We start from the raw sequence: 17,108 nt of genomic DNA, 5'->3' as shown, positions 1-17,108 counted from the left end.
AGCGAGTGGTCAGATCGAGGTCAGCGCGCTGAAAGCCGGATAGGCGAACATCGCCAGCACCACCGTGAACAGGACCGTGCCGGGCACCACCAGCCGCTCGGAGGCCGAGTTCGCCTCGGCCTCGCGGTCGGTGAGCAGCCGCTGGCGCAACAAAAGCGCCTGCGTGGCCAGCGTCTTCTGGATCGAAGCGCCCTCACCGGCCAGTGAGAAACTCTCTGCAGGGGCGGCCAGTTCAGGGATGTCGAGCTGCTCCCCAAGCAGCTTGAGGGCCTCCCACTGCGGGATACCGGCGAGCTCGGCCCGTTTGAGGGCCGCGCTGATGCGGGTGAGGATCCAGTGGTCGCCGACCTCGGCGGTGCGCTGCACCGCCGCTTCGACGCCGACGTTCGCCCCGCGCTCGAGCTGCGCGCGCTCCAGGAACGAAGCGATCGCATAGCGCACTTCCAGGCGTGCCTTCTTGGCCTTGCGCCGCACATCGGCATCCGCGTCGATCCAGATGTAGGCGGCGAACACCAGCGAGCCCAGCAGCGGCAGCGCCAACGACATGCCAAACCCCACCAGGGCCAGCAGCAGCCCACCGACCTGCACCATCACCAGCGCCAGCACCGTGCCGATCACCTTGGTGCCGACGTGGCGGGCAACCGACTTGCCCAGCAGCTCCAGATCCGCGCGCGGCACGCTCAGCCGGTGACCATGCGCGGCCAGGATCTGCTCCCCGGCCCGCTCCCACACAGAACCCTGCTGCCCGCCGTGTTGGGCGGCAGCAGTGGGGTGGCCGGGGGTATGGGTGTTCTCCAGCCGGTCCAGGACGGCGTTCATGTCCGGGCGGGCCGGCCAGAACTCCTGCACGAGGAGGAACAGCCCGCCGCCGACGAGCGCCCCGCACACGAGTACTCCGGGCGAGATCACAGCGCAGCCCCCTTCAACTTCCGCTTCTTCGAAGCCGAGCCCCTGCGCTGCCCCTCTGTGCCGGGGGACGTTGCAGCGCCGCGCGGGGCAATGGTGGGCAGCGGAGCCAGCAGGCGCGGGGCGGGATGGGACTGGGCGAGTGTGCGCATCCACACCAGCGCCGCGGCGAAGACCGTACCGAGGACGAACATCACGCCCTGCCCGGCGGCGGTGCGGTAGATCTCGCCCCAGGAGGGGTTGGTGAAGATGTACGCGGCGATCAGCAGGGTGATGACCGACACCCAGCGGGTGCCGGTGCGGACCTGGCTGCGCTTGGCATCCACCGTGCGCAACTGGATCGCTTCCTGCTCGGTCAGGGAGGCCATGGACTGCAGGGCCCGGCTCAGACCGGGCCCGTGCTCCTGGGCGTGGGTGAGGAACAACATCACCGCGTTGTCGACCGCCCCGTCGGCAAATTCATCGGCGAACTGCCGGTACGCGATAGACGGGGTGGCGCCCACCCGCAACCTTGCGGCGAGCAACCGCACTTGCGGGCGGATCACCTGCGGGGCCCGGGTCGCGGAGGTGGTGATCGCGCTGTCCAGGGTGCCGCCGGACTCGTGCACCCCGGCGAGCTGCTGCATCCACTCCGCCAGCGCCTCCAGGCGAACGATCTGCCGCTCGCTGGTCCCCGCCGGATTCCAGATCCACGGAACCCCCAGCACCGCCACCCCAGCCAGCAGCCCGTGCACCGGCCGCGCCCAGTACAGCCACCCGCCCACCGTGGCGGCGCCGGCCGCGATGACGATGAGGCGGTAGCGGCGCGCCCACGCCTCGGGCAGCGAAGCCTTGGCCGCCTGCCAGCGCAACCCCCACCGCGACGGCGGCCGCTCCGCCGCTCCCACCGGCACCGGCGCGAAGCCGCGTACGACCACCAGCAGTCCGCCGACGATCAGCGCGCCGCACAGCGCGGCCAGCAGACTCCACTGATCACTGCTCACGCCGCACCCGCCTTCCGGCCGACCAGATCCAGCGGCGCGGGCCAGGCCCCGTACTGCGGCACAGTCAGCCAGCGCCGGTCGAAACCGGATAGCTCCTCCAGCTCGCCGATGCAGGAGGGCACCAGCTTCGGGACCGCGCGCTGGTCGGAGCCGGCCGGGCCGAAGATCTCCTGAATGGCAGGGCGGCCGCCCTCGCCGGGCTGGACCTCCAGGACCTGATGGACGTACCGGTGCCGACGGCCACCGATCCGGGTCTCGTTGACCTGCTTGAGGTAGACGATGAAGTTGATGGCGGTGCCGACGAGTTCATGGACGTCATCGCGGTGCATGCCCCGGCACAAGGTGACCAGGCGGGGCAGGACGAGGTTGGGGTAGGCGGCATGCAGCGTGCACATTGACCCCGCGCCGCCGGCGCTCATGGCCTGCAGCATCGCGATCGCCTCGCGGTCGCGGACCTCACCGACCAGCACACGCGTGGACAGCATCCGCAGAGCGTGCGGGAACATGTCCTCCACCGTCACCTGCCCGACCGGACGGCCGTCGGCGCCGCGTTCGCCGTTGGACTCGCGGGCCTCGAGCTCGATGAACTGGGCGCCCTCCTTGTAGCGGCTTAGGTGCAGCTCGCGGTCCGATTCCAGGACCACGACCCGCTCCTGCGCCGGGATCTTCTTGGCCAGCGCGCGCAGCAGCGATGTTTTCCCGGTGCCCATGTCCCCGCCGAACAGCACGTTCTTGCGGGCCAGGACCAGCGCGTGCAGGAACGCCGACAGGGCGGGGGACAGGCTGCCCCACTCCTGCAGCTGTTCCAGGGTGGAGTCCACCACGCCGTGGCGGCGCACGCCCAAAAACGGCTGCGGGCTGAGGATAGTGGCCTCGGCCCGCGAGCCGTCGGGAAGGCGGAAGGACACCATGGGCGAGGACGTCGACAGCCGCCGCTCCCGGTGCCCGGAGTTGGACGCCAGCCGGTTGATCAGAGCGATAAGTTCCTCATCGCTCTCGGCGACCGGCGGCACCTTCTGGGTGGCCTTGTTGACGTAGTCGACCTGGACGTCGCCACCGAGGACGACGATGTTCTCCACCAGCGGGTCATCCAGGTACTTCTGCAGTGGCCCGGCATGGAACACAGCGTCGTAGACGGCCTGCGTCAGGGCGTCGACCTGCGCCTGCTTCAGAGCCGTATTGCGCCGCGAATGTTCCACTGCCCACCGCGAGACGCGCACCGCGACCAGGGAGCGGGCCCGCTCGCGGCGGGCGCTCTCGTTGGGCAGCGGCTCCTGGTCGTCGGCGGCGACGATGTCGTCACTGACCTCATCGCGTAACTGCGCGATGTCCTGCGGCGTCGCCGGCAGCGCCCCCGACCGGTCGGTGATCTCCACCGACGCTGGCGACGCCAACGCCGCCGGCGCACTATGCCCCGCCCCGCCCTGGGCCGGGATACCCGCTGCGGGCGGGGCGGGCTGCTGGTTCACGGAGGCCCGCAAGACGTCCAGCAGCTGCGAACTCCTCCTGCCCCCGTGCTGGTTAGCCACGCGCCATCACCTGCCGCGGGTCTGGCTGCGCCGGGGGAGCCGGGAGGCGGCTTGCGGCCACCCGCTGCACCATCGCTGCCTCGTCCGGAGACATGGCTGGCGCCGCGGGCATGTCCAGCACGCGGCGGCGGGTGTTGACCTCCACCCCGATGGCCTGCGCGGTTTTGCGGGCCTGCTTGAGCAGGGCGAGTTTCGCCAACCGCGGCGGGCGCTGCGCACCGTGCGTGAACAGCAACCCGGCGGCCGGATCCCACGGCAGCAGGTCCACCACCGGAATGTTGAACCGGCGCGCGATCGCATCCGACCGCAACCCGCCTGCGGCCGCGGGCAGTTCCTGGACCACCAGAAGGCGCAGCGCGTCCGCGCCGCTGCCGTGCCGCTCCAGCTCACTCTGCAGCACCCGCGCCACTGGCAGCGTCTGGGCCACCGACGCCAGGGAGTTGCGCAGGACCAGCAGGACGACGTCCGCCCGGTGGGCCAGGACGGCCGGGAACAGGGCGCGGGAGAGTACGCCGCCCTCGACGACGACCTGCCCGGCATCGACGACGACGTCGAAGCCGGCCTGCTGGTCCATCGCCTGCAGCAGCCGCGACAGCGGCTCCCATGTCCCGGTCAGCGCTGCGGCCTGGGTGGGATCGGTCAGGCCCGGCAACAGCAGCCGGTCACCGCGTTTGTCCAGGCGCCGCAGATGCGCCGCGAACGCCTCGGCGAGCTGATGCTGCAGCTGGGCCTGCGCCAGGTGGTACAGCCCGACCTCCCCGCCCCAGGCGCCCTGCCGGTATCCGGTGCGGATCGATGCCTGCCGGGCGGCCGCCTCCACCAGCAGCGACGGGCGCGGCCCGGACAGTGCCAGCGCCAGCGAGGACACGGTGACCCCACAGGCATGTCCGCCGGTGAGCAGCATCACGGACATGATCAGCCCCTGCTCTTCAACACGATCGCCACCCGGCCCGCGCTCGCATCGGCCGCCACCGGGCCGCCGTCGGTCTCCGCGACCGCCGTCTGGACCACGACGTCACCGCTGCTGGACGGAGCACCGACCTTGACGACCCGCCCCTGCACCTCCGACAGCTCCGGCTGCTTGCCGCTCACCTCACCGTCCTGCGGGCGGGTCACCAGATGGACGGCATCGCCCGGGCGCAGCGCGTCCACCGGCGCCATGCCGCGCTTGACCTCGACAGCGACCAGCGCCTCGCCGGGCCGCAGCCCGCCCCGGCCGGCCAACTGCCCCTCGGTCAGCAGCGATCCCTGCGCCAGGGCGGCCGCTGCCCGGCGGCCGACCACGGCGTCCTTCTTCGCCGCCGCCACCGGCCTGAGACCCGGGTCCTCGGGCAGCGAGACCACCCGCAGATCACCGGCCGCGAGCTTCTTGCCCGACGGCACATCCCGGGCCAGCGCCAGCACGTCGGTGCGCTCACTGGAAGCGCTCATCAGCCCCGCGAATCCGATCGCCCCGGCCAGCACCATGACCGCGCCGAGCGCCATGAACGACCGACGGCGCCGGCGCGGTGGCTGCGGATCGACGATGTCGACCTCCGGACGCATCACCTCCCCGCCAGGCGGCGCGGGCACCGGCGACGACTTGCTCCTGCTCACGCTCTTCAACACGCCTGCCACCCGCCTTAGTCGAGGACTCTCATCTCGCCCACGGACACCGAGAAGCCGCTCTCGCGCACCTCGGTGAACTCACCCGACTCGCCGCCCCCGGTGACCTGCCACTCCACCGCCCAGGTCGCCACCGCAGTGCCCTTGAAGCGGCCGCCCGGCTTCTCCTTCGACGACGTCCGGTAGAAGTGGCCGCAGGTCGGGGACTTCGCCATGCCGTAGGAGGCCTTGTACTTCGTGCCTGCGCCGGTGCAGGTCACCGTCTCGCCGTCACCCATCGACCAGCGGATCGAGGACACCTTCGCCGTCGCTGACACCGTCACCCCCGCCAGCGACGCCGACGCCGTGTTCGGCCCGAACGTGGTGGGGGAGGGGGTCACCCACATCCACATCGGCACCCCAACCGTGTACCGGCCAGCCGCCCGCGGGCTCGCGATATCCGGTCCCGTCAGCAGCATCTTGTCGACCGCTTCCCGGGCCAACTGCTCCGGATCGACATCCACCGCAGGGGCCTCGGCCGCCCAGAACGTCTGCGGCGCCGCACCGGCCAGGGCTCCAGCGGCCGCGCCCAGCGCGTCGTCCAGACAGACCCGGGTGTAAATCGCGCCATCGCCCGGCTTGCGCCCCTTCCACAGCGGGTCGCTTGCGGGCGGCTGTGGATTCAGCCGCTTGACGGCGCACACTGCCGGTCGCGGCTTGCTGGCCTTGTTCTTCCCCTTGCCACCTGGGCGAGGACCATGATTCCGCACACCGCCGCCGCTTCCCGGAGCCTGGCGGCACACGGTGACGAACTTCGATGTGCCCTTACACCCACCGCCCACCACAGGCCCGTCATCGGCCCGAGCGACCCCAGGCAGTGTGCTCACCAGGACGGCGGCAACAATGGCCAGGGACTGCGGTAAGGGTTTCAGCAGGCACGATTGCCGTGAGGCGTGACCTTGGTGATCATCCACCGGTCCTTCCCCCATCGCTCTGCGTTGACTGTGGTCTGGTAGCGCAGCCGCTGTTTGGACGGGAACGGCTGGACTTTGCCGGTCTTTCGCTCGATCGTCTGCCACTTGGAAATGTCCAGGCAGTCGCGGATCCGGGCTGTGGGCACTTTCCGGTCCAGATTCACGTCGAGGACTTCGGCGTCGTGGCTGGGCGCGCCCTTGGTCGCGGTGCCCGCCTGTTTCATGGCCAAGAGGTCGCCCATCGCGTCGCCGAGTGCTTCCTTGGTGGAGTACTTCTCCAGATCGGTGTCCTTGATCTCGGTCTTTCCGTAGGCCTTGACCTGCTCCTCCCACATCCGCTCGTAGACCGTGAGGACAGCCTTCTTGTCCTTGGCTAGCGGGTCGGTGCTCGGGCTGGTCTCGGGCGCCGTGGGCGACTTGGTGGGGGAGGGGGAGGTCTTGCCGGCGTTGTCGGTGTCGTCATTGCCGCTGTCGCTGCAGGCGGTGAGCACAGCTGTGGTGCAGAGGGTGACGACGACGGCGGTCGCACGGCTCGTTTTCCTCATGCGAATGCCGGTATATGCCTGCTGGCTAGGTGCTCGTGTCACTGGGCCTCCGAGGGCGGCGTGATGCTGTGCCGTCGTCTCCCGGACCTGGAGCAAAGTGCCGCGGGGGAACATACGGCGGTTCGAGCTGCGGTGATTCGTTTGTGTGACGGCAAGACTACGACGCATGGCGCCCACAGCCCACACTTTCCACGCGTGTGCCGTCCAATAAATGGTCCGCATCTGGTCACAACAGGTCACTGTTGTCGACAAGTTGTCCCGCCTTGCGCCCAATGAGTCTTGCTTGAAGGTGAGATGGGACTGCAAAGGCGAACGCTCGCACCTCTACCTACTACCGCGCCTGACATCGTCATGAATCGCAGATGAGTGTCTGGCCATGGCGTGATCTGGCATGAGGGCTCGCTGTTCGGCGGGCCCCACACCCTCTCAGAGCCATGCTTTGCGAGGTTCTCTACGACAGCCCGCCGCCCGGGGCGTCTGCTGCAACAGGACGTAAGGGCAGCGCGATCACTGGTGTGGCCCAACAGGTGTGGGTGCCTCGCCCAGGGTGCTGGAGGCTGACCGGCAGTTGACAGCAGGCAGGCCGAGATGCGCCAGACGATGCGGAGGGGGCATGGGTGATCTCCAGGGCTGAGTTGGTGGATTGGTACAGCCAATCCACCGGCCCCGACCAATATGCCGACCACTGGACCCCAACCACGGTGACGGACTGGTCACGAAACCGCGTCCGGGGCGGTGGTAGCAGCTACCACCGCCCCGAACATGACCTGGTCCCGGCCGTCGTGACCGACCTGCTCTTTTCATCAGACGCAATGGGGCTGGCGGACGTGCTGGAGTTCTCGCGCCGTGCCAGTGTTGACCCAGACACGGTGGAACTGGCCCATGCGATGTTGATTGCGTTGTGTGGAGGTGGCCCCGGCTAATGAGGCCCGGAGCGGCGTGCTTAGCCGCTATGGGCGACGCTGTCGTGAGGCGAGCGTGGAGGAGTTGGGAGAGCGGTGGGCGCGCTGCTCGGTGGGCCGGTCGGCGGGCGTTCCGCGGGGCAGGTAGATGCCGGTTACCGCGGGCTTCGCGCTGTCGCTGCTCGGGACGGTGGTGATGCTCCATATAAGGCCGGCACTGTCGCGTACGAAGTGGTGGCCGGGAGTCTGCTGCCAGCTGTCGTACACCGTCAGGGCTTCGTCGGCCATGGTGTGGACGGTATGGGCGAAGTTGGCGGCGTCGATGCTCTGGTGGCCGAAGTGGTGGCGACCGTAGAAGGCGATGGCGGGTGGCAGGAAGGCGATGGGGAGACTGGTGGCGCGGCGGAGGATGCCACGCCATCCGTGCGGTGTGCCGGACGGAGGGAGGGGCGGGCGGTTGTCGAAGTGGGGGAGCCACGCGCGGGTTTCGTGCGGGTGTTCAGTGAGCTTGGGGCATTGGTCGTCGGGGTGGCCTGCCTTGTAGTGCTGGACGATGGTGCCCGTGTTGTTCCAGAGGAAGGTGTGGCATTGGCCGTCGGTGAGTCGGTAGTGCCCACGGGTAGTGTGGCGCTCCCACAGTCCGGTGGTCGCGAGGTCATAGAGTATGGGGCGTAAGAGCCTTGGGGCGACGGCGAGTTGTACGTCGTGGTGGTTGTTGAGTTCGTGGGTGACGCGCCCGTGGATCGGGATTCGGAAGGCTTCTTGCGGGGTCATGGGGGCGCCGATCAGTTCCCAGTGGGAGTGCTTGGGCTCCCGCGTGGAGGGCTTCAATGGGGCTGGTCCTTCCTGCGGTTGAGGCATGTGCGCCGCGGGTGGCTGGGCATGGGGGTGGGCCGGTAGGGGCATTGCCGATGGGGCGGGAGCTCTGCGGTGAGGGGACCGGAGGTGACGTGGGGTGCGCAGTCCGGGCACGCAAACTGGGTCAGCGCGGGACCGCTGGGGCTGACGATGTCGCGCACGGGCACGGCAGCGGCACTGAAGCGCTCGCATCTGCAACAGGTGGCGCTCATATCGCCAGAGCGGTGATGTCGTAGTCGATGTCCATGCTGGCCAGGGCTGCGGCTGTATGGCGCTCGTTTTGGAGGCGGTGGCGTTCGCGGGTGAGGCGGTAGGGGCGGAGTTCACCGGCCAGGGTGCGGCGGCGTTCTTGGATGCGATGTGACAGGGAACGTGGGGAGGGTACGGGCGCGGTGGGGCTCAGGCCGGGACCGGGCGACGCGGCGGTCGGCGGGGCAGGGCATCTCTGAGGCGCGATTAGGGATCGCAGCGTGTGGCAGAGCAGGGCGATAAGGTCGCGCATGCGTCGTCGGTTCCTGGATAGCTGGTGGCGTGAGCCCCGGCGGCCGGTCCTAAGCGGCCGCCGGGGCGTTGGGTTTGGTGGGGTGTTAGTGGGTGTTGAGGTGCCAGCGGGTGCCGTCGGGGATGTACCAGGCGCAGGCGTCGCCGTTGGCTTCGCGGCCGTAGCCGAAGTTGTCCTGTGTGGGCCGGCTGCGGGTGTTCCACCAGCGCCATGCGGTCTCGGCCTGCTTCCACAGGTCGGGGGCGCCGCCGTAGGTGACGGTGCGCTCGTCGGTGAAGGGGACGCGGGCCCATGCGCCGTCGCTGCGCTGGAGCTGGATGCTGGTGGTGCCGGTGGTGTCGTCGAGGTGGTAGACGAGTTCGGTCTGCGGCAGGTGGAAGGCGAGCAGGAGCCGCAGCGGGTAGTGCGCCTGGATGTCGGTGGCGGTGAGCGCGGTGGGGCGGGTTTCCGTCTGGGGGGCGCGTTCGGGGCGGTGGGGCTGGGGGTAGACGTGCGCGTCGGTGCGGGCGGGCATGAAGCTGCCCGCGGTGGCCGTGAAGTGGCCGACAGCCCGGCGGTGGTCGTCGACGCCGAGGCGGACGAGTCCGCCGGCGATGCCGAGCGCGATGTCGGTGAGGATGATGGCGCCGGGCCTGGTCTGCTCGATCCAGGCCTCGGGGATGGCGGGCACGGAGCAGGTGGCGATGATCCGGTCGAACCGGTCCGCCTCAGGAATGCCCTTCTGTCCGTCGCCGGTGGCCAGGTGGGGGGTGTAGCCGAGTTGTTGGAGGCGGGTGCGGGCGGTCTCGACGAGGTCGGGGTCGACGTCGATGGAGTGGACGAGTGAGTCGCCTAGGCGCGCGCACAGCAGTGCGGTGTTGTAGCCGGTGCCGGTACCGATTTCCAGGACGCGGTGTCCCCTGCGTACGGAGAGGTCTTCGAGCATGGCGGCCATGAGGCTGGGCAGGGTGCTGGAGGAGATGGGCAAGCCGGTCCAGGCGGTGTCGTCGACCTGTTCGGCGGTGGAGGGGTCCAGCGCGGTGACGAGGGTGACGTCGCGGTAGGCGGCGGCGAGGTGCTTGTCGTCGGTGCGGGCGCGCTGCTGGCGCCAGACGGCGATGCCCTTGGCGTTGGTCTCCTGCTCGAACCACGTGGGCACGAAGTGGTGGCGGGGGACGGCGGCGAACGCCTCGGCCCACTGCGGGGTGTGGATGACGCCGGCGTTTCGCAGGGTGTCGGCGAGTGCGGTCATGTGTGGCCGGGCGGCGTCGAGGTCGAGGTCGGGGTCGCTCACGGGTCAGACTCCTTGCAGTTCATCGGCGATGGCTTCCGCGATGGGCAGGCCGGTGGCATGTTGGATCCAGTCCCACTGACCGCACGGGTTCGCTTCGAGGAACGTCCACTCGCCGGTGGGGGAGACGATGAAGTCCAGGGCAGCGAAGCGCAGTTCGAGGCGGGCCATCAAGCGCCGTACCGCCTCGGCGACGTGGCCCGGCGTTTCGGTGGCGCGGTAGGTGAGCGACTTGTAGTCGCTGCGCCAGTCCACGTGCGCGGCCTGGCTGCTGGCGTGGATTTCCGCGGCGAGCATCCGGTCACCGGCGACGGTCAGGCGTACCTCGTGGGCCTTGTCCATCCAGGCTTGGAAGAGGTGCGCGGTGGTGTCGAGGCCGCTCAGGTCGTCGAGGTCATGCCCGTCCAGGCGGCGGGTGTAGACCGTTTTGAGGGTGTCCTCCTCGATGAATACCGGGGACGCGATGGGCTTACAGATCAGTGGCCCGTGCATGTCGGAGGCGAACGCACGCACGGCGCCCGGGTCGTTGGTGATCAGCGTGGGCGGGATCGCGAGGCCGCTCGCGCGGGCTGCGGCGAGCTGGATAGGTTTGTAGTCGGCGTGGGACATCGCGGCGGGATGGTTGACCCACCGGCAGCCCAGGGCGGTGATCACGCCACCGAGTCCGGCCCGCGCCTGAGCGGCGGCGAAACGCTGCTCGGCCTCCGACATGCCCGCGGGCAGGCCGAAGGCGTTCGGCGACCGGTAGTAGACGCCGGTGACCTCGGCCAGGCGTACGGAACGGTGCTCGGTGGTGAGCCGGCCGTGCCAGCCGTGGACGGCGTCCAAGCGGGCGGCCAGGGTGAGGTCCTGGGGGAACTCGGCGGTGTCCATGCGGAAGACGCGGGCGCCGCGCTCGGTCAGGACCTTGACGACCCGGTCGGTCGGCCAGTCGTCCTGAGCGGCGATGACGAGAATGCAGGCCATCACGTGATCAGTCCTTGGGTCCCTCGTCGAGCGGCGGCGGGTTCTTCATGTTGCCGTCCGGAACCGTGGGGTTGTGGGTCGCCATGTAGGGCAGCGGGCCGTCGTAGAGGCCGACGGACATCTGCACCATGGGGTCGTAGATCGCGGGGGGTACGGCGATGGCCTGGGTGGCGTCGGGGGTGCGGGCGAAGCGGAGGATCCACGGACGGGTGGCCGCGCTGCTCGGCGGCTCGGAGCTGCGGGGGATGGTTCCGCCCGCGGGGGAGAGCGGGAACCCTTCCTTCGGGTGCGCGATGCTCGTCATCACGGGATCCTTCCAGTGCCGGTGACGGATGGGTTGGGCCCGCACCCCTGCCGCGGGCCATCTGGCCACGCGGGAATCCACGTGAGAGGGCGTCCGCGGGAGGGGGCGGGAGCGTAAGGCGCACAGCCGTGCGGGCCGACGCGGGTGAGGAGCGGGCGGGCGGAGAGGCTGTAGCAGCCGTGCCGGTCCGCGACCGCCAGGCGGTAGACGGTGCCCTCGCTGAGGGCGGCGAGGGCCTGCTCGTGCAGCTCGACGTCGTGCGGCCAGGCGCGCAGGGGCGCGGCGGGGTCGGACGGGTCGTGCGTGACCACGCGCACCGCGCCGATCTTGTGCGGCCCTTCGAGCCATACCGCGTCGAGGGGACGGTCGATGCGGTTGGCCAGGCGCGGTGCCCACGCGTCAAACCACCTCATGGCCAGGCGCGGGGAGGGAGCGGCGTAGCCATCGAGAAGCCACTCCCGGGCCGGGGTGTTGTCCGGGGCCGCGCCGATCGTGCACTCGCACCACACCGCCACGGGGCGCACCGGTGGTGCGGGAGGAGTCGGCAGGCTTACGCCGTTCACAGCCACTGCCCCCGTAGGACTCGATAGGGCAGCGTGACGTGCTCGCAGTAATCGAGGTGCGCCGGAAACTCGCGTACGTGCCCCAAGACCCAGTCCTGGGCCTCGATGTGGTCCTCGCTGACCGGGCTCGTCTCACGGCACGCCATGCACTCCATGGCCCGGGTGATCGGCTCGGCGTCCGACTCACGGTTCGGCGTGATGGTGTGCTCGCGAGGGCGGTAGAGAGCTGCCATCACTTCTGCTCCTCGCCGCGCAAGAGTGCCGAGTGTGCGGCGAGCTGCCGCTGCAACTCGGCTGACTGAGCGAGGAGGTCAGCAACAGTGGTCGGAGGTGCACTAGGCGTGGGGTGCTCGTTTGGTTCCTGTTCCGTTGACATGCGTGCGCCTCTCGTACCAGACACTGCGAAGCTCAAGAGCGCAGCTGCGTAAGCGAGTTGGTACGCAGCGCGATTGGCTCTACAGCCTGCCCAGCGTGGACTTGTCGTGCAAGACTTCATAGTGAAGGTTCGAGTTCAGTCAGTCGAACTGATGACTTGCATTGCATGGCGGGTACTTGACTGCCTTCATCGCGAGTCGCAGCAGTCCGTCATACTGAGGTCAGAAGGGGTGGAGCATGGCAGAGGGGCAAACCGGATCAACGGTGCCGCGTCGTCAACTCGGGCGGAACTTAAGGGACCTGCGCAACCAAGCTCGTCTAACGGTTCGCGCTGCGGCAAAGAAGCTGGAGTGGTCCGAAGCGAAGATGTGGCGCATTGAGACGGGTCAGACGCCATTGCGAAGCCTCGACGTCCAGGCCATGTGCACGGTGTACGGAGCTCCGCAGGACCTCACGGAAGCGCTGATGGGGCTCGCGAAGGAAACCAAAGCTCGTGGGTGGTGGCACGCCTACGGCGATGTGATCCCTGAGGGTTTTGATGTGTATGTCGGTCTCGAAGAGGCGGCGGCGAGCCTGTCCTCGTACCAGAGCGACATCGTCCCCGGGCTCCTCCAGACGGACGGGTATGCGCGTGAGGTCACGCGTACTCACATTCCGGAGATCAGCGAGGAAGAGCTCGATGGCCGCGTGCGGCTGCGAATCGAGCGGCAGACCATCTTGACGCGGGCCACTGACCCGCTGCCATTGCAGGTCGCCCTGAATGAGGCTGTGCTGCGGCGCCCGGTTGGGAGCCGCGACGTCATGGCCGGTCAACTCGCGCATCTCGTCTATGTGTCAGAGCTGTCGAATGTCTTGATCCGTGTGGTGCCGTTCTCCGCTGGTATGCACTCAGGCGTCGTGACCGGACCGTTTGTGATCCTGCGGTTCCCCACCAACGGCGACGGGAGCGAGACCGAGCCGCCGACCGTCTATGCGGACGGCTACACGGGGGGCCTCTACCTGGACAAGCCAAAGGAAGTGGAACAGTACGACTCGGCGTTCCGGGGAATCTGGGAGAAAGCACTCGATGAGCAGGCCTCACGGCGTCTGCTCGCTGAGGTGGCAGGGAGCTATGAACACGGTTGATCTACAGAGCGCACAGTGGTTCAAGTCGAGCTACAGCAACGGCAACGGGGAATGTGTCGAGGTCGCACACGTCACCACGTCAGCCGTTGCAACACGGGACAGCAAGCAGCCCGAAGACAACGTGATGGTCTCCAGCGCGCACGCGTGGGGAGCACTCGTTGAGTGGGTGGCGGGCCGCTAGGCTCGCTATCACTGCACGGTAGCCAGCAGTTTCTACGCCCATCGCGCTTAGCACCTCCGCTCATCGGCGGAGGCGATTGGGCACCCGTAACACAGAAAACGCTCCCCTGTGCATCCCAAAACTGGGTCGCACAGGGGAGCGCTGTTCGGTCCGTGGAGGAGCTGCCAGGCGGTCAGGGAAGGCTGGCGACCGCGACGAGGGCAGCCCGGCACGCCGCACGGATGGCGCGGCATCCTGAGTGACACGCGGTCAGTGCAATCACCACTGAGAGCAGACAAGCCCGCGGTGCCCGTCGGCCCTCCCTGCTGCGTCAGGGAGGGCCAATCTCCGAGTATGCCAACCCCATGCACCTTGCAGGAAGCTGGACGCCATTGGAGCGCAGTCGCCCGTCAACCGCTGCGTCCTCCTCTCGGGCAGGGTGCGCCCTCAATCGCGGCCACGCGTCGTACAGCTCACCGGACGGGGCGGCACACGGCCGCTTCAGCGCAGACGAGATCTCCTACATGCTCGCCCGCCCCCACGAGAGGCCACCAAGTCCCCTCTTCCTCCGCCAGGACGGCGATACCCGCCGAGCCCGCGTGGACCCCGGCCTACTGGAGCAGTGGGCCGCCCGCTTCATCGCGCAACTGGCCGCGCCATCCGCCGAGCTGATGCACACAAGCGACGGGCTGGTACTGCGGGATGTGGCCACCGGATCACAGGCCTGGACCAAGGAAGACGGCAGCGGCTGGGCGGTACACCAGCACGGGCCCCTGCGCCTGTGGGACCGTGTGGAGGAAGCGCTGGAGACCTGGCAGGAGGCCGGGGCGCCCCCGGTGACGGAGCTCGGGATGACGGTGTCGGCCACCGCCGAGGAACAGGTGGTGTGGTTGAAGACCCCAGATGGCCCGAGCTGGAACCTCCCAGTGTGAGGCGGCACGCCTCCCTCGTCTGCAATCCGCCATGGTGTCTCTTCTGCGGAGACCTCCTGAGCGGTCAGAGTGGTTGGATGGGTAGTTCCAACGTTTCCTCCGGTGCGACGAAGCTGACTTGGCGATAGAGGGATGCACTTCGTTCCGAAGGCCAGACAATCAAGGTGTCCAGGCAGTTCTGCCGCCCGTGGCGAACCGCTTCTTCCAGCAGAGCCTTGCCAAGACCGCGGCCGCGGTACTCCGGGCAGACGTAGAAGTTGGTGACGTAGCCGAGGGTGTCTGCGTCGGCGCCTGGCTCGGGGACCTTCTCCACGTGGTTCACAAAGACGTGGCCGCGCACTTCGTTGTCGGCCTCGGCGATCCAGGCAGTCCATGCCCCGGCCAGACGGGTGCGCATCCACTCCGTGCACTCGCGGACGAAGGATTCCTCCGCACCGCTCGGTCCCGGCTTGTCCTCCTGCTTGAAACGCCACCGTAGACGTGCCAGAGCAACGGCGTCGGCGGTCTGTGCCTTGCGGACGGCAAACGTGGTCATACCGCATTCTGATGGGTCTCGGCGGGGCCGTGCTGAGCAAGGAGGTGTTCCGCAGGGCCGCGGTGAGTTGCAGTCGTCTCCTGCGGTTTCGGCAAGACTTTGAGGGCGGCGATGGGCTCGTTGATCGAAGAGCTGGAACTGCGGGAAGCGGCGGCCTGCGCTCGCGTTGCGGAACTGCAGGGACAGATCGAGGCGTTGACCGGGCAACTCCAAGAAGCGGAGCGCCTTCACCAGTGAGGATTCGGACTGGCTGCCCCGGCGGAACCCGTCTGGCACCTGCGACCTCGAAGTGAGGTCCCCCAACAACGAAGTTGTCTCGACCAGCTGAACCAGGTGCTGGGCTGGCACGCGTGCTGCCTAGCCCCACCGCATGCGCCCGGTAACCGCCCGGGCGGACCGGCCCTGTTGCCTTCTCCCGTCGGCACCCGTCATAGGTGTGACGACCGAATACGAACGGTCGCCGCACCAACGAGTGAATCGAGAACCGGATGCTGACCAACATCATGTACGTGACGATCTACGTCACCGATCAGGACCGTGCGCTGGAGTTCTACACCGAGGGACTCGGCCTGGCAAAGCAGATCGACTACCCGGGGCCCGAGGGACGTTTCCTCACTGTCGGCGTTCCCGATAGCCCGGTGCAGATCATCCTGTGGTCGCAGGCGGCGGCCGCGGGACAGCCGGCCGGCGTGCCCGGTCCGCTGATCCTCGAGTCCGACGATTTGCGAAAGGATTTCGAGATCATGCGCCAGCGCGGTGTCACCTTCGAAGAGTCCGAACCGCAGGAGTATCCGTTCGGGCTCCGCACCGAGGCGGTGGACCCGGACAGCAACCGGGTCTCGCTCCGTCAGCCGCGAAAGCCGTGACCGCCGGCCCGTCCGGCCTCGTGACCGAGGCGTTCGAAGCCCAGCGCGATCGGCTGCGCGCTGTCGCGTACCGCGTGCTGGGCTCGCACGCCGACGCCGAGGACGTGGTCCAGGAAGCCTGGATGCGCCTCGTCCGCCAGGACGAGACGACCATCGGCAACCTGGCGGGATGGCTGACCACCGTGGTCGGCCGAATCAGCCTGGACCTTCTGAGATCCCGCCGATCCCACCCCGAAACCGCCTACGAGCAAGAGTTCGCGAACCTCGTGGTAACACCAGACGACGACCCCGCGCCGGACGAGCAGGTGGCGCTGGCCGACTCCGTCGGCCTGGCCCTGCTCATCGTGCTCGACTCGCTCACCCCGAACGAGCGCCTAGCGTTCGTCCTGCACGACATGTTCGCGGTCCCGTTCCAAGAAATCGGCCAGATCCTGGGCAAATCCGCCGACGCCACGAAGATGGTCGCCAGCCGCGCCCGCCGCAAGGTCCAAGCCACGGACCGGCCGGCGGGCCCTGGCCGTGAGCACCGAAAGGTCGTCCAGGCATTCAGCGCCGCCGCCCTCAGTGGCGACTTCGAAGCGCTCCTGCGTGTCCTCGACCCGAACGTGAAGCTGACCGTCGACACCCCCGACGGTGTGGTCGTCACTCTCGGCGCCACCAAGGTCGCCTCCGGTGCCCGTATGTTCTCCGGCGAGGCCGCTCGCCAACGACCCGTGCTGGTCAACGGCATCCCCGGCCACATGTGCTGGCGCCCCGACGGAAACCCTCTCTCCATCATCGCCTTCACCGTCACCGAAGGCCGGATCACCGGCATCCACATCGTCATCGACCCGGCCAAACTCGCCTCGATCCAACTGCCCGCCCCGGCCTGAGCCGGTGTGGCCAGGCCTGCCCGTGCATGTGCAAGTCATCCCGGGGCCGACCGAGCACGACGAGCAGGCAGCTGCGGGGAGACCGGGGCCGCTACTCGACGGAGCCAGCTCACGTGTCCAAGTCATCGGGGTGTCGGCCGACCTGCAGCTGGCGACGCAGATCCTCCTATCGAGGCTCACGGGGCATAGAGGTTCTCTCGCACAGGTTCCAAGCACTCTGTCCTGCTTCTCAGTTCTGTCCGGATCTGTCCGGAGCTGCCTTCGTTGCGGATGGCGGGCATGCGAGCGGTGCCCTCGTGCTGGTCCTGCCGAGTGCCTCAACGTCCCCTTGGCACCCGGGCATTCAGCCTTCGGGCC

General features: G+C 68.5%; 20 protein-coding genes. 6 read left to right on the top strand and 14 right to left on the bottom strand.

Going from position 1 to position 17,108, the window contains the following annotated elements; all coding sequences use genetic code 11:
• Positions 1-9 precede the first annotated feature (9 nt).
• The 7 genes from AC0KTA_RS39930 to AC0KTA_RS39900 form a co-directional block, all read right to left on the bottom strand.
• Positions 10-909 carry a hypothetical protein gene (locus AC0KTA_RS39930; RefSeq protein ID WP_481056856.1) on the bottom strand — a complete coding sequence of 300 codons (900 nt, stop codon included), beginning with the start codon at positions 907-909 and terminating at the stop codon, positions 10-12.
• Positions 906-1,889: a type II secretion system F family protein gene (locus AC0KTA_RS39925; RefSeq protein ID WP_481056855.1), complete on the bottom strand. Its 984-nt coding sequence runs from the start codon at positions 1,887-1,889 to the stop codon at positions 906-908. Before AC0KTA_RS39925 ends, AC0KTA_RS39930 begins: the two co-directional genes overlap by 4 nt.
• Positions 1,886-3,358 carry a TadA family conjugal transfer-associated ATPase gene (locus AC0KTA_RS39920; protein ID WP_481056854.1) on the bottom strand — a complete coding sequence of 491 codons (1,473 nt, stop codon included), beginning with the start codon at positions 3,356-3,358 and terminating at the stop codon, positions 1,886-1,888. Before AC0KTA_RS39920 ends, AC0KTA_RS39925 begins: the two co-directional genes overlap by 4 nt.
• 52 nt (positions 3,359-3,410) lie before the next feature.
• Positions 3,411-4,331 carry a hypothetical protein gene (locus AC0KTA_RS39915; protein WP_481056853.1) on the bottom strand — a complete coding sequence of 307 codons (921 nt, stop codon included), beginning with the start codon at positions 4,329-4,331 and terminating at the stop codon, positions 3,411-3,413.
• Between the two features lie 2 nt (positions 4,332-4,333).
• Positions 4,334-5,014 carry an SAF domain-containing protein gene (locus tag AC0KTA_RS39910; RefSeq protein ID WP_481056852.1) on the bottom strand — a complete coding sequence of 227 codons (681 nt, stop codon included), beginning with the start codon at positions 5,012-5,014 and terminating at the stop codon, positions 4,334-4,336.
• Between the two features lie 26 nt (positions 5,015-5,040).
• Positions 5,041-5,706: an ATP/GTP-binding protein gene (locus tag AC0KTA_RS39905; RefSeq protein ID WP_481056851.1), complete on the bottom strand. Its 666-nt coding sequence runs from the start codon at positions 5,704-5,706 to the stop codon at positions 5,041-5,043.
• A gap of 224 nt (positions 5,707-5,930) precedes the next feature.
• The gene (locus AC0KTA_RS39900; protein ID WP_481056850.1) at positions 5,931-6,521 is read right to left on the bottom strand and encodes a hypothetical protein; all 591 of its coding nucleotides are present in this window, start codon (positions 6,519-6,521) and stop codon (positions 5,931-5,933) included.
• Positions 6,522-7,138: 617 nt separating this feature from the next.
• On the opposite strand from AC0KTA_RS39900, the gene AC0KTA_RS39895 reads away from it, so the two are divergent.
• Positions 7,139-7,444, top strand: coding sequence for a hypothetical protein (locus AC0KTA_RS39895; protein WP_481056849.1), 306 nt, complete (start codon positions 7,139-7,141; stop codon positions 7,442-7,444).
• A 27-nt stretch (positions 7,445-7,471) separates the two neighbouring features.
• Here AC0KTA_RS39895 and AC0KTA_RS39890 read toward each other — a convergent pair whose 3' ends face one another.
• The 6 genes from AC0KTA_RS39890 to AC0KTA_RS39865 form a co-directional block, all read right to left on the bottom strand.
• Entirely contained in the window at positions 7,472-8,197 is a 726-nt protein-coding gene (locus AC0KTA_RS39890; RefSeq protein ID WP_481056848.1) for a hypothetical protein, read from the bottom strand.
• Positions 8,198-8,868: 671 nt separating this feature from the next.
• Positions 8,869-10,056: a methyltransferase domain-containing protein gene (locus tag AC0KTA_RS39885; RefSeq protein ID WP_481056847.1), complete on the bottom strand. Its 1,188-nt coding sequence runs from the start codon at positions 10,054-10,056 to the stop codon at positions 8,869-8,871.
• Positions 10,057-10,059: 3 nt separating this feature from the next.
• Positions 10,060-11,019: an ATP-grasp ribosomal peptide maturase gene (tgmB, locus tag AC0KTA_RS39880; RefSeq protein WP_481056846.1), complete on the bottom strand. Its 960-nt coding sequence runs from the start codon at positions 11,017-11,019 to the stop codon at positions 10,060-10,062.
• Between the two features lie 7 nt (positions 11,020-11,026).
• Positions 11,027-11,323, bottom strand: coding sequence for a putative ATP-grasp-modified RiPP (locus AC0KTA_RS39875; protein WP_481056845.1), 297 nt, complete (start codon positions 11,321-11,323; stop codon positions 11,027-11,029).
• The gene (locus AC0KTA_RS39870; RefSeq protein WP_481056844.1) at positions 11,323-11,886 is read right to left on the bottom strand and encodes a hypothetical protein; all 564 of its coding nucleotides are present in this window, start codon (positions 11,884-11,886) and stop codon (positions 11,323-11,325) included. Before AC0KTA_RS39870 ends, AC0KTA_RS39875 begins: the two co-directional genes overlap by 1 nt.
• Positions 11,883-12,119: a DUF7848 domain-containing protein gene (locus tag AC0KTA_RS39865; RefSeq protein ID WP_481056843.1), complete on the bottom strand. Its 237-nt coding sequence runs from the start codon at positions 12,117-12,119 to the stop codon at positions 11,883-11,885. The genes AC0KTA_RS39870 and AC0KTA_RS39865 overlap by 4 nt, the downstream gene beginning before the upstream one ends.
• A 379-nt stretch (positions 12,120-12,498) precedes the next feature.
• On the opposite strand from AC0KTA_RS39865, the gene AC0KTA_RS39860 reads away from it, so the two are divergent.
• The 3 genes from AC0KTA_RS39860 to AC0KTA_RS39850 all read left to right on the top strand — a co-directional run bounded on the left by AC0KTA_RS39860 (position 12,499) and on the right by AC0KTA_RS39850 (position 14,478).
• Entirely contained in the window at positions 12,499-13,386 is an 888-nt protein-coding gene (locus AC0KTA_RS39860; RefSeq protein WP_481056842.1) for a helix-turn-helix domain-containing protein, read from the top strand.
• Entirely contained in the window at positions 13,328-13,567 is a 240-nt protein-coding gene (locus tag AC0KTA_RS39855; protein WP_481056841.1) for a DUF397 domain-containing protein, read from the top strand. Before AC0KTA_RS39860 ends, AC0KTA_RS39855 begins: the two co-directional genes overlap by 59 nt.
• 578 nt (positions 13,568-14,145) lie before the next feature.
• Positions 14,146-14,478 (top strand): hypothetical protein, encoded by a 333-nt coding sequence (locus tag AC0KTA_RS39850; RefSeq protein WP_481056840.1) that lies wholly within the window; start codon positions 14,146-14,148, stop codon positions 14,476-14,478.
• A gap of 64 nt (positions 14,479-14,542) precedes the next feature.
• Here the strand turns inward: AC0KTA_RS39850 and AC0KTA_RS39845 are convergent, their stop codons facing one another.
• Positions 14,543-15,013: an N-acetyltransferase family protein gene (locus tag AC0KTA_RS39845; protein WP_481056839.1), complete on the bottom strand. Its 471-nt coding sequence runs from the start codon at positions 15,011-15,013 to the stop codon at positions 14,543-14,545.
• Between the two features lie 488 nt (positions 15,014-15,501).
• Between AC0KTA_RS39845 and AC0KTA_RS39840 the strand changes: the two genes are divergently transcribed.
• Entirely contained in the window at positions 15,502-15,879 is a 378-nt protein-coding gene (locus AC0KTA_RS39840) for a VOC family protein (RefSeq protein WP_481056838.1), read from the top strand.
• On the top strand, positions 15,876-16,751 hold the full coding sequence (locus AC0KTA_RS39835; protein WP_481056837.1) for a sigma-70 family RNA polymerase sigma factor: 876 nt from the start codon (positions 15,876-15,878) through the stop codon (positions 16,749-16,751). The genes AC0KTA_RS39840 and AC0KTA_RS39835 overlap by 4 nt, the downstream gene beginning before the upstream one ends.
• The last annotated feature ends 357 nt before the right edge of the window (positions 16,752-17,108 follow it).

It is taken from the genome of Streptomyces sp. Y309, assembly GCF_056712025.1.
This window is presented reverse-complemented; position numbering and strand designations above follow the sequence as displayed.

Bases quoted from the DNA above. Each gene is read 5' to 3' on its own strand.
- AC0KTA_RS39915 (WP_481056853.1), bottom strand. From the start codon at position 4,331: ATGTCCGTGATGCTGCTCACCGGCGGACATGCCTGTGGGGTCACCGTG.
- AC0KTA_RS39900 (WP_481056850.1), bottom strand. From the start codon at position 6,521: ATGAGGAAAACGAGCCGTGCGACCGCCGTCGTCGTCACCCTCTGCACC.
- AC0KTA_RS39890 (WP_481056848.1), bottom strand. From the start codon at position 8,197: ATGACCCCGCAAGAAGCCTTCCGAATCCCGATCCACGGGCGCGTCACC.
- tgmB (WP_481056846.1), bottom strand. From the start codon at position 11,019: ATGGCCTGCATTCTCGTCATCGCCGCTCAGGACGACTGGCCGACCGAC.
- AC0KTA_RS39875 (WP_481056845.1), bottom strand. From the start codon at position 11,323: ATGACGAGCATCGCGCACCCGAAGGAAGGGTTCCCGCTCTCCCCCGCG.
- AC0KTA_RS39865 (WP_481056843.1), bottom strand. From the start codon at position 12,119: ATGGCAGCTCTCTACCGCCCTCGCGAGCACACCATCACGCCGAACCGT.
- AC0KTA_RS39860 (WP_481056842.1), top strand. From the start codon at position 12,499: ATGGCAGAGGGGCAAACCGGATCAACGGTGCCGCGTCGTCAACTCGGG.
- AC0KTA_RS39855 (WP_481056841.1), top strand. From the start codon at position 13,328: ATGAGCAGGCCTCACGGCGTCTGCTCGCTGAGGTGGCAGGGAGCTATG.
- AC0KTA_RS39845 (WP_481056839.1), bottom strand. From the start codon at position 15,013: ATGACCACGTTTGCCGTCCGCAAGGCACAGACCGCCGACGCCGTTGCT.
- AC0KTA_RS39840 (WP_481056838.1), top strand. From the start codon at position 15,502: ATGCTGACCAACATCATGTACGTGACGATCTACGTCACCGATCAGGAC.